Raw genomic sequence first — 13281 nt, forward strand, 5'->3', positions numbered from 1 at the left:
CTGATGCAGGCCGTCAAGAAATTCGATCCGGACAAGGGCTTCCGCCTGGCGACCTACGCCATGTGGTGGATCCGCGCCTCGATCCAGGAATACATCCTGCGCAGCTGGTCGCTCGTGAAGATGGGCACCACCGCCGCGCAGAAGAAGCTGTTCTTCAACCTGCGCAAGGCCAAGAGCCAGATCTCGGCTTTCGAGGAAGGCGATCTGCACCCCGAACACCTCGCCGCCATCGCCACCAAGCTGGGCGTGTCGGAAGAAGAGGTCACCAACATGAACCGCCGCCTCGGCGGCGACGCCTCGCTGAACGCGCCCCTGCGTGCGGATGGCGAAAGCGAATGGCAGGACTGGCTGGCCGACGACACCGCCGTCTCGCAAGAGACGCAGTTGGCCGAGAGTGAGGAAAAGTCGATCCGCATGGGCCTGTTGCAGGAAGCCATGGAGGAACTGACCGACCGCGAGAAGCACATCCTGACCGAACGTCGCCTCAAGGACGATCCGGTTACACTGGAAGAGCTGGCTGGTCAGTACGGCGTGTCGCGTGAGCGCGTGCGTCAGATCGAGGTCCGCGCCTTCGAGAAACTGCAGAAGGCCATGCGCGCCGCCGCCGAAGAGCGCAATCTGGTCGACGCCTGATCCTAGATCAGGCCCGGCGATCAGGCGCTGCGCGCCAGCGTCTCCGGATCGGCCAGCTTCAGCACCGCGTCGACCGGTCCGTTCAGGCTGGCTTTGGTCGGCGCGGGACCGGCGAAACAGGTCTCCAGCCCGGCCGAGGCGATCACCAGCGACGTATCGCCGGTCTTGATCCCCAGCGCCTTCAGCGTTTCGGCCTGCTGGCGGATCGCGCGGACGGCTTGGGCCGGATCGTTGTCGAACTGGGTCATGGCAGAGCCCAGGATGCGCATCGCCTGATCCTTGACCGCCGCTGCCTCCGCTGCGGCCGAGGCTGGCTTGTCGCTGCGCCGCTTGGCCGGTCCGGCATATTCGCCCGAGTTGAAGCGCCGCCGGTCGGGGCCGACATAACCGACCGCCTCGATCCAGTCGCGCGGCTTCAACGCCACGTTCTCGATCCGCTTGAACAGGTCGTTGGAGGTGTAGGGCTTGCGCAGGAATTCGTGCACGCCGACGTCGCGCGCGCCCATGATCGAACTGGCGGTGGCGTCGGCCGTGACCATGATGATCGGCGCCCGGCGACATTGCATGCCCGACCGCCGGATCAGCCGCGTCAGTTCCTCGCCGTCCAGCCCGTCGCCACTGCGCTCGGTAAAGATCAGGCCCGGCTCCAGATCCCGCGCCATCGCCATGGCCCGCCTGTTGTCCGGCTCGGACACCACCTCGCGGGCGCCCAGCGCCTTCATCACGTCCATCAACAGACGCGCCGAATGCGGATTCGGATCGATCACCAGTGTCCGGCGAACGACCGGCTCGATCCGGTTCAGGGTCTTGGCGTCGATGGCGAACAAGGCGAGGCGGCTCCGATTAGGCCGCCAGCCTTAACCATCAGCCGTTAAGGCGGGGTTGCAAAGCTTTGCCGTAATCCGCCTCGACTCTACCCTTGGAACGGGTCGCGCATCAGGATGGTGTCGTCCCGCTCGGGACTGGTCGACAGCAGGGCCACCGGCGCGCCGATCAGTTCCTCGATCCGACGCACATACTTCAATGCGTGGGCGTTCAGGTCCTTGAACGTCCGTACCCCGCCGGTGCTTTCGCTCCAGCCTTCCAGCTCCTCGAACACCGGCTCGGCCGAAGCCTGATCCTTCAGGCTGCTGGGCAGATAATCCAGCACCTCGCCATTGATGCGATAGCCGACGCAGATCTTCAGCGTCTTCAGTCCGTCCAGCACATCCAGTTTCGTCAGGGCGATACCGTCAATGCCGTTGATCGCCACCGACTGGCGCACCAGCACCGCGTCGAACCAGCCGCAGCGCCGCGCCCGGCCCGTGTTGACGCCGACCTCGCGCCCCACAGTCGCCAGATGCCGCCCGACCTCGTCATTCAGCTCGCAGGCGAACGGCCCCTCGCCGACCCGCGTCGTATAGGCCTTCACGATCCCCAGCACATAGCCGACGCCGCGCGGACCCAGCCCCGATCCCGCCGCCGCCTGCCCGGCTACGGTGTTCGATGACGTCACATAGGGATAGGTGCCATGATCGACGTCCAGGAAGGCCCCTTGAGCCCCCTCGAACAACACCCGCTTGCCCGCCTTCTGGGCCTGATCCAGCACACGCCAGGCCGGCTTCACATAGGGCAGGATCTTCGGCGCGATCTCCAGCAGTTGCGCCAGCAGCGCCGCCGGGTCGATCGGCTCCAGCCCCAGACCCGCACGCAGCGGATCATGGTGCGAGCGCAGGCGGTCGATCTTGATCTTCAGGTCATCTTCGTTGGCCAGATCGCAGACACGGATGGCGCGGCGACCGACCTTGTCCTCATAGGCCGGTCCGATGCCGCGGCCGGTCGTTCCGATCTTGGCGCCCGGCGCGCTGGCGGCGGCCTCGCGCGCTACATCCAGGGCCGGATGGATCGGCAGGATCAGACAGGCGTTGTCGGCGATGGTCAGGATGGCGGGGCTGATCTCGATCCCTTGCGCCTGGATCTTCTCGATCTCGCCGACCAGATGCCAGGGATCGACCACCACGCCGTTGCCGATGATCGACGGCTTGCCCTGCACTACGCCCGACGGCAGCAGCGCCAGCTTGTAGACCTTGCCGTCCACGACCAGCGTATGGCCCGCGTTGTGACCGCCCTGGAACCGCACGACCATGTCGGCCCGGTTCGACAGCCAGTCGACGATCTTGCCCTTGCCCTCGTCGCCCCACTGGGCGCCGACCACCGCTACGTTCGCCAAGATCGTCTCTCCGCTGTCCGGAATTTCGGATGCGGGCGCAGCCTATAGCGGGGGAATCGTCAGGTGTCGCCGTATTTAGTCACCTACTTATGGCAGTCCTTCTTGAGCAAGCGCTCAAGAGCAACATCGTAGTAGTCGCTCATTATCGAGGGAACCAAGGCTTCCGGCAATTTTAGCGCTAAAGCAACATCGTAGTCTGTGACTTCGCGTGCGATCCATCGTGGCCGGTGTTGTGCTCGAAGCTTGGCTGGACATAAGACAGCCAACGCCATCCACATTGCCTCCCCTTCGGACGCAAACATCGGAGAGGCATCTTCCAAGATACGATTTGAAGTAAGCTCGTCCAGAAGTTGGACAAAACGCTCGCGCGTATTCGTCTTCTCGTCCGCTGTGTCGAAGACGTGCATTAGCTCCTTGCAACAAACCCAGCGCCGGAGCCAGTAGGGCGGATGATCAAGCCCCTGCCAATAACGAATATTGGCAACCGTGAAGTCCTCCTCGTAAGGACTTGACCTATCCCGCTCATAAAGCATGTGAGCTATCATTATATCCGGATTCACATCGACCGGATAATAGTTCACGTCACCTATATGGGGATGATGGGCAATTATCCTCTTTACGAGGAGATCGAGCTGTACGAATGGCTCGTCCAGCCCATTAGCATACTCATAGAGTTCGGAAAAATGCATGCGCTAGCCAAGGTGTTGAACACCTTAGCTAGCGAAGCTTGGTTAAGCCGTCAAATCACCGTCAATATTCGTGGTTGCCTGGATACCCCCACCACGAACCTGCGAGTCCGCGCGGACGAACTGATCAGCCAGATCCACCGCAGTAATATCGCGGCGACCACCAAGCATGAACTTCACGTTTGCAACTCGGCTTCCCTCGGCGGGGAACAGCGCATTGGCAGCGCGATCAATTGCAGACATCATATGTTCCTCCTTTCTCAGATAGCCAACAAAGCAGACACATCCAACACAACTGGCCAGACACACGAAGGTTCACGCAACTCCGTATCGAGTCGGTGATCCACGCAAATCATTCTGGCTGTCAAGGTTGAACGGTCGGTTAAGGCGGCTTCTATCAAGGCACACATATACACATCCCCCCCGCGACTCGCAACACGACGAATCTTTAAAGATTGTTATAGGGCGCAGTGATCCCATGCCCTTTCGAACGCCCATTCCAGCCAGGGCGTCGCGGCCACGACATCGGCCGTCTCGACCGTGCAGCCGCACCACAGGCGCAGGCCGGGCGGGGCGTGGCGGTGGGGCTCCATGTCATAGACGGCGCCCTCGCCCTCCAGCAGCGCCTTGAACCGCTTCACGAAGGCCTTTTGCCCGGCTTCGTTTAGCGCGGTCACGCGCGCATCAGTGAATTTCAGGCATACAGACGTGGTCGAGCGGATTTCGGGCCGGTCCGGCAGGAAGGCGATCCAGTCGGTCCGCTCGACCCATTCAGCCAGCGCCGCATAGTTGGCGTTGGTGCGCCGGATCAGTTCCTCGATCCCGCCCACGTTCCGCGCCCAGTCCAGCGCGTCGATCCAGTCCTCGATGGTCAGGATCGAGAAGGTGTTGATCACCACCCCGTCCGCCAGCGTCCGGTCGAACCGCCCCTTGTCGGTCAGGCGCAACACCTTGGGGATCGACCGCTCGGGCCGGTAGCTGTCCAGCCGGGCCACCGCGCGCGGCGACAGCACCATCACCCCGATGCCCGCCTCGCCGCCCAGCGCCTTCTGGAAGCTGAAGGTCGTCACATCCAGCTTGTCCCACGGCAGCGGCTGCGCAAAGGCGGCCGAGGTCGCGTCGCAGATGGTCAGCCCCTCGCGGTCGTCGGCGATCCAGTCGCCGTCCGGCATCCGCACGCCCGAGGTCGTGCCGTTCCACGGGAACACCACGTCCTTGTTCGGATCGACCCGCGACAGGTCCGGCAGGTCGCCCCAGGCCGCCGTCAACACCTCGGGCTCCAGCTTCAGATGGTCGTGCACGTCGACGGCCCAGGTCAGGCCGAAATTCTCATAGGCGATGACCTGCACCGGCCGCTCGCCCAGCATGCCCCACAGCGCCGCCTCGACCGCGCCGGTGTCCGAGCCGGGCGTATAGAGCATCACATAGTCTTCAGGCGGGGCCAGAACCTCGCGCGTCAGCTGCAGGCCGTGGGCAAACCGCTCCACAACCTCGGGCGCACGAATGCCCCGGCCCAGCAGGTTCGACGGCAACCCCGCCAGCGACCAGCCCGGTCGTTTGGCCGTCGGCCCGGCGGAAAACCAGGGCCGTGCGGGCTTGAGGTCGGGCTTGGCGATCATGGCGTAGGCGTCTCTGGCATGACGATTGGGAGGGACGGATGAAAGGCGTCAGCGACCCGGCTTGTACGGTCGCTTCTCGCGCCATTCCTCGGCGAATTTGGTCAGCGTCTCGTCCGGAGCGTCCGGCAGGGTCACCACCAGTTTCGCCAGCAGGTCGCCGCGCTTGCCGTCGGCATGGGCGCCCCGCCCCTTCAACCGCAGCACCTTGCCCGAGTTGGAGCCCGCCGGCAGCGTCATCATCACCGCCCCGTCCGGGGTCTGCACCTGCACCTTGCCGCCCAGCACCGCGTCCGGAACCGACACCGGCAGGTCCATGGTCAGGTCCGCGCCCTCGCGGCGATAGATCGGGTGCGGCGCGATCGTCAGTTCGATCAAGGCGTCGCCCGATGGCCCGCCGCGTCCCGGCGCGCCCTGGCCCTTTAGTCGAATCGTCTGGCCGTCGCCCGCGCCCTTGGGAATTGCCACGTCCAGCATGCGACCGTCCGAGAATTGGATACGCCGCGTGGCCCCGGCGATCGCCTCTTCCAGCGTGATCTCCAGCGTCGCCTTGACGTCCTGTCCCTTGGTCGAGAACGGCCGCCCGGTCCCCGGACGCGCGCCCCCGCCGAACATGCCGAAGATCTCGTCCAGGTCGATGTTCTCGAACCCGGCCCGTCCGCCCGGCCCGCCGGTATAGCTTCCGCCCGGCCCGCCGCCACCGCGAGGCGCCCCGCCTCCGCCGAAGCCGCGGAACTGCTCACGCCCGTCGGCGTCGATCTCGCCCCGGTCGAATTTGGCCCGCTTGTCCTTGTCGCCCAGCAGGTCAAAGGCCGCGGTGATGCGCTTGAACCGTTCCTCGGCGCCCTTGTCGCCCGGATTCTTGTCAGGGTGCAGCGTCTTGGCGAGCTTGCGGAACGCCTTCTTGATCTCGTCCTGGCTCGCGCTACGCGCGACGCCCAGTTCCTTGTAGGGATCGCCGGCCACTTCCGCTCCGTCCTCACGCGTTCAGAAGCGTCAGTTAAGCCATGGGGCCGCCCGCGCAAAGGGGCGCGATCAATCCTGCCCTGCGCTGCGCCTCTCTTCCGTCATCCTCGGATCAGGCCCGAGGATGACGGCGTGTAAATCGCCCACCTCAAAGAAGGATCGAAACCGCCGCCTCCGCCCCCCAACCATATCCCTCGCCCCATTGCGCCACCGCGATCCGCGCATTCTCTCCCGCGCCACCCGGGAGATCCGCCGCCAGCCAGTCAACCGGATAGACCGCCTCCGGCTCCTCGACCTCCCAGGCCCGTCGCTCCACCGCGCCGTCCAGCACCCGCAGCCTGAACCGCCTTGGATCAACCTCGACCGGCTCGCCGTCCCAACGGTCGCCGCCCACGCGCACGCGCGGGGTCCAGCGCACCCGCAGCCCATCGGCCGCCGCCCCGACCCGCAGATGCGCCGGCCGCCACGGTCGCGCATGCCGATTGCGCCAGGTGAAGTCAGTTTCGACCGCCCCCGCCCCACCCGCCGGCGCCCCATCCGGCGCCACGCGGATCAGCCGGGGCGTCCCGACCTCCGCTGCATCGAACGCCAGCCGCACCAGCGTGTCGTCCAGCAACACCGCCGCCGCGCCAGAGGCCGCACCGGCGGCGCAGGCGTCCTCCGTCCCCTGTTGTCCGCGCAACAGGCCATCCAGCCGCCACAGCTCCGACCCGACCAAAGTCGCGCGCCGATATTGCAGGACCTCCCATCCCCCCGCCGTCTCGACCGCCAGCACCGATCCGCCCGCCAGAACGCCGGCCGCACCCCGACTTTCCGGCGCCCTCCCTTCCAGGCGCACGACCAGCGTATTGACCTCGTCCCAGCGCCCGACCACGCCGGGTTTCAACGGCTCCGTCAGCATGCCGACCGTCGCCGGCGTCTCGGCCAGTCCCCGCGCCACCAGCGCGCCCGCGCTCGCTCCGGCGTGTATCCGCATCGCCAGCCACGGTTCCGCCGCCACCGCCGCCAACGGCCGCGCGTCATCTTCACGCCCCGGTAACGGCGGCAGGTCCAGCACCACGACAAAGGGCTCGCCGACCGCCACCGGTCCCGCGCCCGGCCGCCAGTCCGGCGCCTCGTCCTCCAGCCCCTCCGGCCCGACCGGCTCCAATTCTGCTTCGGGCCGCTCGTCCAGCCGCAACCGCGCCACCCGCCACAGGCCCGCCTCACCCTCGACCGTCACCGCATCGCCCGGCTCCAGTCTCAGCGCCTCCAGCGGCCCCAGCGCGACCGTCAGCCGCTCGACGCCCGCTCTCGCATCCACCAGCCGCCGTCCTGCGGCTCGCGCCAACCCGGCGCCGCAAACCACCGGCAAATCCAGATCCACACTCCCGCCGCCCGTCGCGACCGGGCCATGGTTCGTCACTGCGCCCGTCTGATAGTCCGCCGCCTCGTCGATGAAGCGCACCCGCGCCATTTCCGGTGGTGGCTCCAGCACCCGCTCAGCCTGCACCGCTCCTCCCTCATCCGGCAGCGCCAGACCGTCGCGCGACAGCGCAATCGGCTCCACCCCCACGGCCACCGCGACCTTCCCTGCTCGCTCGGCCAGGGTCAGGTTCAGCGCCGCCGCCAACGGCTCCAGCGCATCGCGCACTCGCATCGGCCGGTCGATCACATAGCCCGCGACCTCGCCCTTCACCGGCCCGATCACCAAGTCGTCGTTCGACAATCCACCCCGCCGGATGACCGTTGCGACCAGGTCCGCCGCCTCGCCCGACAGGCGTCCGTTCAGCCAATGGCCTGTCCGCCACGCCCCCGCGTCGGCCCAGACCTCGCCCTTGGCCGGAAACGCCGGATACGGCCGCGCGTCCCAGCACCAGGCGTCGGCGCCCTCCAGCATCCGCCCGCCATATACGCCGGACACTGGATTGTTCGCCGGCTCGGCATAATGAACCAGCACCGCCTCCAGCGCCCGCCGCTGCATCGCGTCGTCGCGCGCGCCGGTCGAGTGCGGCGGCAGGGCGTTCTCCGCGCTCTTGGGGTCCTGAAACAGGTTCGGCGCATTGCCCCCGCGATCCACGGCGGCGCAGCCGAACTCGGTCAGCCGGATCGGCTTCATCCCCGGAACCCACGCCGTCGGCGTCGCCTTCCGCACCCCGCCTGGCCGGTCATGGTGCGCATTCGACCACCACCCCTTCAGGTCCTTGGGTCGGAACAGCCAGTTTTCGCCGTGCGCCCCGTCGACGATGGGCGTCCGCATCTGCGCCGCGCGGTCCGCCGTACCGGCATAATACCAGTCGAAATTTTCACCGCCCGCCACCTGCGCCGCCAGATAGGCCGGGTCCGCCGGCCCGGCGAAACTCAAGGCGTCCACGCCCCCGTCCCCTTCGCGCCAGTCGCCCAGCGGCGGATACCAGTCGATGCCGACGTAATCGATGTTCGGATCGGCCCACAGCGGATCGAGATGGAACGTCACCTCCCCGCCGACCTGACGGCCGAAGTATTCCGACCAGTCGGCGGCGTAACTCAGCTTCACCCCCGGTCCGACGATGGCCCGGCATTCCGCCGCAAGCGCCCGCAACCGCGCGACCGCCGGATGACCGCCCGCCGCATCCCGCGTCCACGTCAGCCCCCTCATTTCCGAGCCGATCGGCAGCCCGTCCGCCCCCGTCTCGGCCGCGATCCGCGCATAGTGCAGCGCCAGCCGCCGCAGGCCCCAGCCGTCCGCCGCGCCGAACATCGCCTCGACCTCGGCCGCCGCCCCGGCGCCGTCCGTGCCCTTCACCCGGCCGCGCCACGGATGCGCCGCCTGTTCGGCCGCGCCATAAGGGTCCGGCTTCCCGTTCCCCACCGGTATGTCCATGAAGACAAACGGATACAGCGTCACCTCCAGCCCGCGCCGCTTCAGCTCGGCCACCGCCGCCCGCACCGTCTGGTCCGAGGGCGTGCCGCCATAGGCCGGGGCGCCGTCCACCTGCGACACCACATGCGCCTGATGCCGCGCCAGCCCGGCGACCGACCAGGTTAGCGGCCGCATCGGCCGCTGCACCCGCTCCACCCCCGGCCGGATGCGGCAATGACCGGCCCTCAAGTCGTCGCCGAACCAGCCGATCACCAGGCTGACGCGTTTCAGCTTCGGCGCCTGCGCCTGAAGTTGGTCCAGCGACACCAGGAAATCGGCCCGCCCCTCGGCGTTGTTGACGTTCTCGACCCGGCTTTTCGTCAAGCCCTCGCGCCGGAACACCGGCTCCGTCGCCAGCACGAACTCACCCGCGCCAGGGATCAGGCACACCCCCTCCAGCCGGTCCTCCAGCCGCGCCGCGATGCCCTGCGGCCGTCGGAACACCTCGAAACTCAGCTGCGGCAGCCGATTGCCGAACGGCCCCAGCGGCAGATCCTCGAACACCACATAGGCCGTCCCGCGACAGGCGGGCGCCGTCCCCTCGATCGCCTCGATCAGCGGATCGGGCGTCTGGTTCGCCGTCCCGCGATGCACCCGCATGGTCACGCCCGACTGATCCAGCGGCCGCCCGTCGGCCCACACCCGGCCGATCCCGTCGATCGGCCCCTCGCACACCGCCACCGCAAAGCTGAGCGAATAGGCGTAGTCCACCGTCCTAGGTCCGCCTTTCGAGCCACCGCGCTCGTTGCGTTTCTCCAGGAAGCGCGCGGCCCAGATCACCTGACCTGTCACCCGCACTCGCCCCATGGCCCAGGCCATCGGCGACCCCTCGGCGGTCGACTGGACCTTCAGCGTCTCCAGTCTCGGCCCCCGCTGCCGCGCCGGCGACAGCGACGCCACGACGCCGCCGTCGATCACCCGCCCCAGGGCCGCCCCGACCGCCTGGCCTATGCCGCCGCCGATCGCCCCGCCGATCCCGCCCAGAACCGCCTGCGCCATTCAATCCTCCTCCACGCCCGGAAAGGCGAAGGCCGCCACCAGCCTTCGCCGCCACCACGGCCCCATCCAGCTTTCCACCACCGACCGCCCCCAATAGGCGTGGATCATCCTCGGCTCAGGCGCGCCATCGGCGCTCAGGATGGCGCAATGCTTGGCTGGCGCCCCGTCCGCCATACGGAACAGCAGCACGTCTCCCGGCCGCGCCGCCTCCACGGGCCGCTCGACAAGCGCCCGCCGCGCCGCATGCCACAACGTCTCCTCACCTCCGACCTCGGCCCAGTCGGCGGCGTATGGAGGCGGTGCTTCAGGCTCCTCCCCCACCACCTCGCGCCACACCCCGCGCACCAGCCCCAGACAATCCGTCCCCTCGCCCTTCAGGCTGGCCTGATGCCGATAGGGCGTGCCCAGCCAGGTGCGGGCCGCGACCAGAATACGAGCGCGCCGCGCCTCGACCTCCCTCATCGCCGGCTCCTGCCGTCATGCCGCCCGCCCGACACCGGATACGCCGTCAGGAAGTCGTCACCGGGAATGTCCGGAAATCCCTGGAAATTGATCCCGTTGCCGAACGTCCCGACGCAGGTCGCCCACCGCCGGTCGCATGTCGCGCCGGGCCACGCCTCCTCCGACACTCCACATCGCCCGTCGCCGAACCGCGCATCGCACATCCGGCCATAGGTCCGCCCGACCACCCGCTCCAGCGCCGCCATCGGCCCGTCCAGTTCGGCGACGAAACCCCCACCCTCACGTCGCAACCGGCTCAGCGTCCCTGCCCACAACCGCACCTTCAGGTCCGGCTGCACCCAGTCCACCCGCCACAGCTCGACCCGCGCGTCATCCCAGTCGGAGGCCTGACCCTCCGCATCCCAAACGCCCGAAACCGCCAGACTCCCTGACGCTGTCCCGACGCCCGCCTCGGCCGCGCCCACAGTCCAGCCCGTGCTCGCCGAACACGCCAGCCCGTCCACCGTCAGATCCTGATCATGATCGGTGAACCCCGCCCTCGCCCCGTCCGACCGCTCCAACGTCCAGACATGGCACAGCATCGCCGCCCCGCTCTCGATGCGGTCGACCAGTTCGTTTGGAATGTCGCGCATCGGTCAGACCCGCACCTCGATCAGCGGCACGGCCGCCATCCGTCCGGCGCCGAAACTCTCCAGCGTCACTTCGATCCGGTCGGTGTCGAACCGCACCGGTGTGTCAAAGACGAAGCCCGCGCTCACCGTCGCGCCCGCCGTCGGCGCCACATCCAGCGTCACCACACCCGTCGTCGCCTCCAGCGAAAAACCGACCTCGACTCCGCCCACCGCCGCGCGCACCGAGCCTTCGACCGGCTTGCGGATCGGCCGCGCGACATCGCCGTACCGCTTCAGCAGCGGGAACGTCCGCCGCGCCCCATCCCCGACCCCCAGCACCTGGTCCGTCGCCACGACTTCGCCGCCCGGCGCGCACGACTTGAAGTCGGCGAAGTCCCGGAACCGGAACCCGTACAGCCGCCCCCGGCGCGCCTCGAAAAACGCCGTTAGCGCCGCCATGTCGTCCAGCGCCCGCAGATTCGCCCCGATCAGATAGCGCCGCCGCCCCATCGCCCACGGCGTCGAGCGCCGCTCCCAGCCGGACGCCAGCGTCACCACCTCGGTTCGTCGCTCGACACCCCCGGTCGAGCCGAACGCCAGTCGCGCCGGCAGCCGCACCTCGTGGAAGGCCATCCTGTCCTCGCTTTCACTTGTTCAAGGATCAGCGCTCGTTCATCTTCCCCTCAGCGGCGAGTTGCCGTGATTTGGGGAGTTGCCAACGTGCGCGGTGAGATTCTGAGTTTCGACGACGTCTCGGGAACGGGCCTGATCAGCGGCGACGACGGCGCCCGCTACAGCTTCGACCGGTCGTCCATCCAGTCCGGCGGCGGCGTAGTCCGCGCCGGCGCCCGCGTCGACTTCGTGGCCGAGGGCGACCAGGCGGCACAGATCGTGGTGATCACCGCGACCGCCGCCGCCCATTCGGCGCTCGACAGTCTGGACACCCAGGTCACCGGTTTCGACTGGAAGACCCTGCTGTTCTCGTTCGAGGGCCGCATCCGCCGCTCGCATTTCTGGATCGGCTGGCTGATCCTCCTCGGCGTCAGCGTGGTCGCCGGCTGGATTCCCGTCCTCGGCGCCCTGATCTCGCTGTTGCTGATCTGGCCGAACCTGGCCATCAGCGTGAAGCGCCTGCACGACATGGGTCAGACCGGTTGGCTGGTGGTCGTTCCCTGGGTCGTCAGCATCGTCGGCATGTTCGTCGGTTTCGGCATGATCGGCATGTCCGCCGTGATGAACGCCGCGGCGCTCGAGAATGAAGATCCGGCCGCCATCCTGGCCCTGATAGGTCCGGCCTTCGGCCTGCTCGCCCTGATCCTTCTGGTCGGCCTGGGCTTCCTGCTCTGGATCGGCCTGACCGACAGCCAGAAGGGCGACAACCGCTTCGGCCCGAACCCCAAGGGCGAGTGACTGCAACACCGTTCCCGGGGTTCGCCCCGGGAACCTCTCCTGCCGGAGGCCGCGCCATGACGCATCGCCTGCTCGGGCTCTCTGCAGGCGCCCTCATTCTGGGCCTAACGTCCGTCGCCACCGCCCAGGCGGTCGAGCCGACCCTGCCCGATGGCCCGCGACGTCTGCTGCAGCAGTATTGGGCCAATACGCCCGGCCCCGAACGAGGCACTGACTTCTGGGTGCTGGAAAGCGATCTGCGTCCGCAAGAGGGCCATCCCGTCGCCCACGTCATCATCGTCAAGGCCTATGATGCGGCCGGGACGCCCATCGACTGGGCCGAGTTCAAGACCGACTTCGACTGCGCCCCCCGCCTCGACCGTTTCATCGTCGGCGTGTCCGTCTCGCCGGAAGGCCGCCGGGTGGTCGAAGGCGACGGCGAGTTCTCCATCGTCCCCGACTTCGTGCCCAAATCACCCGTCATGCTGCGCGTCTGCGCCATCCAGGAGGGGCGTGGCGAAGACCTCAGCAATCTGCAGCGCGCCGACGATCGCGACGCTGCTCTGGCCGCCTCGCGCGATCTGGAGCTGAAACACCGCGAACGCCTCGCCGCCTTCGCCCACCACCCCTGATCACTACAGACGCCGCATCCCCAGCGCCGTGGCCCGCGCCAGCATCTGGGCGATCTGCGCCTCGGAGCGCAGCAACGCAGGCGCGCCGCCGTCCACCGTCACATTGACGACCACGCCGCCCCCGCTGACCGGCTCGACCGTCCCCGCGCCCGCCGGACGAAATACCTCCGGCCCCCGTTCGCCGACCAGATAGGCGC

At 67.9% G+C, this 13281-nt stretch carries 13 protein-coding genes and 1 pseudogene; 3 read left to right on the forward strand and 11 right to left on the reverse strand.

What is annotated here, in order from left to right; translation table 11 throughout:
* The coding region (locus EON91_RS12130; protein ID WP_292095106.1) for an RNA polymerase factor sigma-32 at nt 1–633 on the forward strand (633 nt) is incomplete at its 5' end.
* A gap of 20 nt (nt 634–653) precedes the next feature.
* Here the strand turns inward: EON91_RS12130 and EON91_RS12135 are convergent.
* From EON91_RS12135 to EON91_RS12180, 10 genes are all read right to left on the reverse strand, one after another.
* A complete protein-coding gene (locus EON91_RS12135; protein ID WP_292095110.1) occupies nt 654–1460 on the reverse strand; it encodes a response regulator in 807 nt (268 codons plus the stop codon).
* Nucleotides 1461–1546: 86 nt separating this feature from the next.
* Nucleotides 1547–2842 (reverse strand): adenylosuccinate synthase, encoded by a 1296-nt coding sequence (locus EON91_RS12140; RefSeq protein WP_292095111.1) that lies wholly within the window; start codon nt 2840–2842, stop codon nt 1547–1549.
* An 83-nt stretch (nt 2843–2925) separates the two neighbouring features.
* Entirely contained in the window at nt 2926–3531 is a 606-nt protein-coding gene (locus EON91_RS12145; RefSeq protein WP_292095112.1) for a hypothetical protein, read from the reverse strand.
* A gap of 42 nt (nt 3532–3573) precedes the next feature.
* Entirely contained in the window at nt 3574–3774 is a 201-nt protein-coding gene (locus EON91_RS12150; RefSeq protein ID WP_292095113.1) for a hypothetical protein, read from the reverse strand.
* Nucleotides 3775–3986: 212 nt separating this feature from the next.
* The gene (locus EON91_RS12155) at nt 3987–5147 is read right to left on the reverse strand and encodes a phosphoserine transaminase (protein WP_292095115.1); all 1161 of its coding nucleotides are present in this window, start codon (nt 5145–5147) and stop codon (nt 3987–3989) included.
* A 48-nt stretch (nt 5148–5195) separates the two neighbouring features.
* Nucleotides 5196–6110: a J domain-containing protein gene (locus tag EON91_RS12160; protein WP_292095117.1), complete on the reverse strand. Its 915-nt coding sequence runs from the start codon at nt 6108–6110 to the stop codon at nt 5196–5198.
* 148 nt (nt 6111–6258) lie between these two features.
* Nucleotides 6259–9990 (reverse strand): glycoside hydrolase/phage tail family protein, encoded by a 3732-nt coding sequence (locus EON91_RS12165; RefSeq protein WP_292095119.1) that lies wholly within the window; start codon nt 9988–9990, stop codon nt 6259–6261.
* Entirely contained in the window at nt 9991–10452 is a 462-nt protein-coding gene (locus EON91_RS12170) for an NlpC/P60 family protein (protein WP_292095122.1), read from the reverse strand.
* Nucleotides 10449–11084 carry a DUF2163 domain-containing protein gene (locus tag EON91_RS12175; protein WP_292095125.1) on the reverse strand — a complete coding sequence of 212 codons (636 nt, stop codon included), beginning with the start codon at nt 11082–11084 and terminating at the stop codon, nt 10449–10451. The genes EON91_RS12170 and EON91_RS12175 overlap by 4 nt, the downstream gene beginning before the upstream one ends.
* A 3-nt stretch (nt 11085–11087) precedes the next feature.
* On the reverse strand, nt 11088–11696 hold the full coding sequence (locus EON91_RS12180; RefSeq protein WP_292095126.1) for a DUF2460 domain-containing protein: 609 nt from the start codon (nt 11694–11696) through the stop codon (nt 11088–11090).
* Nucleotides 11697–11783: 87 nt separating this feature from the next.
* Between EON91_RS12180 and EON91_RS12185 the strand changes: the two genes are divergently transcribed.
* Both EON91_RS12185 and EON91_RS12190 read left to right on the forward strand, forming a co-directional pair.
* On the forward strand, nt 11784–12473 hold the full coding sequence (locus tag EON91_RS12185) for a DUF805 domain-containing protein (protein WP_292095127.1): 690 nt from the start codon (nt 11784–11786) through the stop codon (nt 12471–12473).
* 56 nt (nt 12474–12529) lie between these two features.
* On the forward strand, nt 12530–13084 hold the full coding sequence (locus tag EON91_RS12190) for a hypothetical protein (RefSeq protein ID WP_292095129.1): 555 nt from the start codon (nt 12530–12532) through the stop codon (nt 13082–13084).
* Between the two features lie 3 nt (nt 13085–13087).
* On the opposite strand, the pseudogene EON91_RS12195 reads toward EON91_RS12190, so the two are convergent.
* A pseudogene (locus EON91_RS12195) lies at nt 13088–13281 on the reverse strand (phage tail tape measure protein); the annotation flags it as partial.

The sequence above is a fragment of the Brevundimonas sp. genome, assembly GCF_004210735.1.
Taxonomy (GTDB): Bacteria; Pseudomonadota; Alphaproteobacteria; order Caulobacterales; family Caulobacteraceae; genus Brevundimonas.

Excerpts from the sequence above, each read along its gene's own strand:
- EON91_RS12180 (WP_292095126.1), bottom strand. The coding sequence starts at position 11,696 with ATGGCCTTCCACGAGGTGCGGCTGCCGGCGCGACTGGCGTTCGGCTCG.
- EON91_RS12165 (WP_292095119.1), bottom strand. The coding sequence starts at position 9,990 with ATGGCGCAGGCGGTTCTGGGCGGGATCGGCGGGGCGATCGGCGGCGGC.
- EON91_RS12175 (WP_292095125.1), bottom strand. The coding sequence starts at position 11,084 with ATGCGCGACATTCCAAACGAACTGGTCGACCGCATCGAGAGCGGGGCG.
- EON91_RS12150 (WP_292095113.1), bottom strand. The coding sequence starts at position 3,774 with ATGATGTCTGCAATTGATCGCGCTGCCAATGCGCTGTTCCCCGCCGAG.
- EON91_RS12155 (WP_292095115.1), bottom strand. The coding sequence starts at position 5,147 with ATGATCGCCAAGCCCGACCTCAAGCCCGCACGGCCCTGGTTTTCCGCC.
- EON91_RS12170 (WP_292095122.1), bottom strand. The coding sequence starts at position 10,452 with ATGAGGGAGGTCGAGGCGCGGCGCGCTCGTATTCTGGTCGCGGCCCGC.
- EON91_RS12145 (WP_292095112.1), bottom strand. The coding sequence starts at position 3,531 with ATGCATTTTTCCGAACTCTATGAGTATGCTAATGGGCTGGACGAGCCA.
- EON91_RS12190 (WP_292095129.1), top strand. The coding sequence starts at position 12,530 with ATGACGCATCGCCTGCTCGGGCTCTCTGCAGGCGCCCTCATTCTGGGC.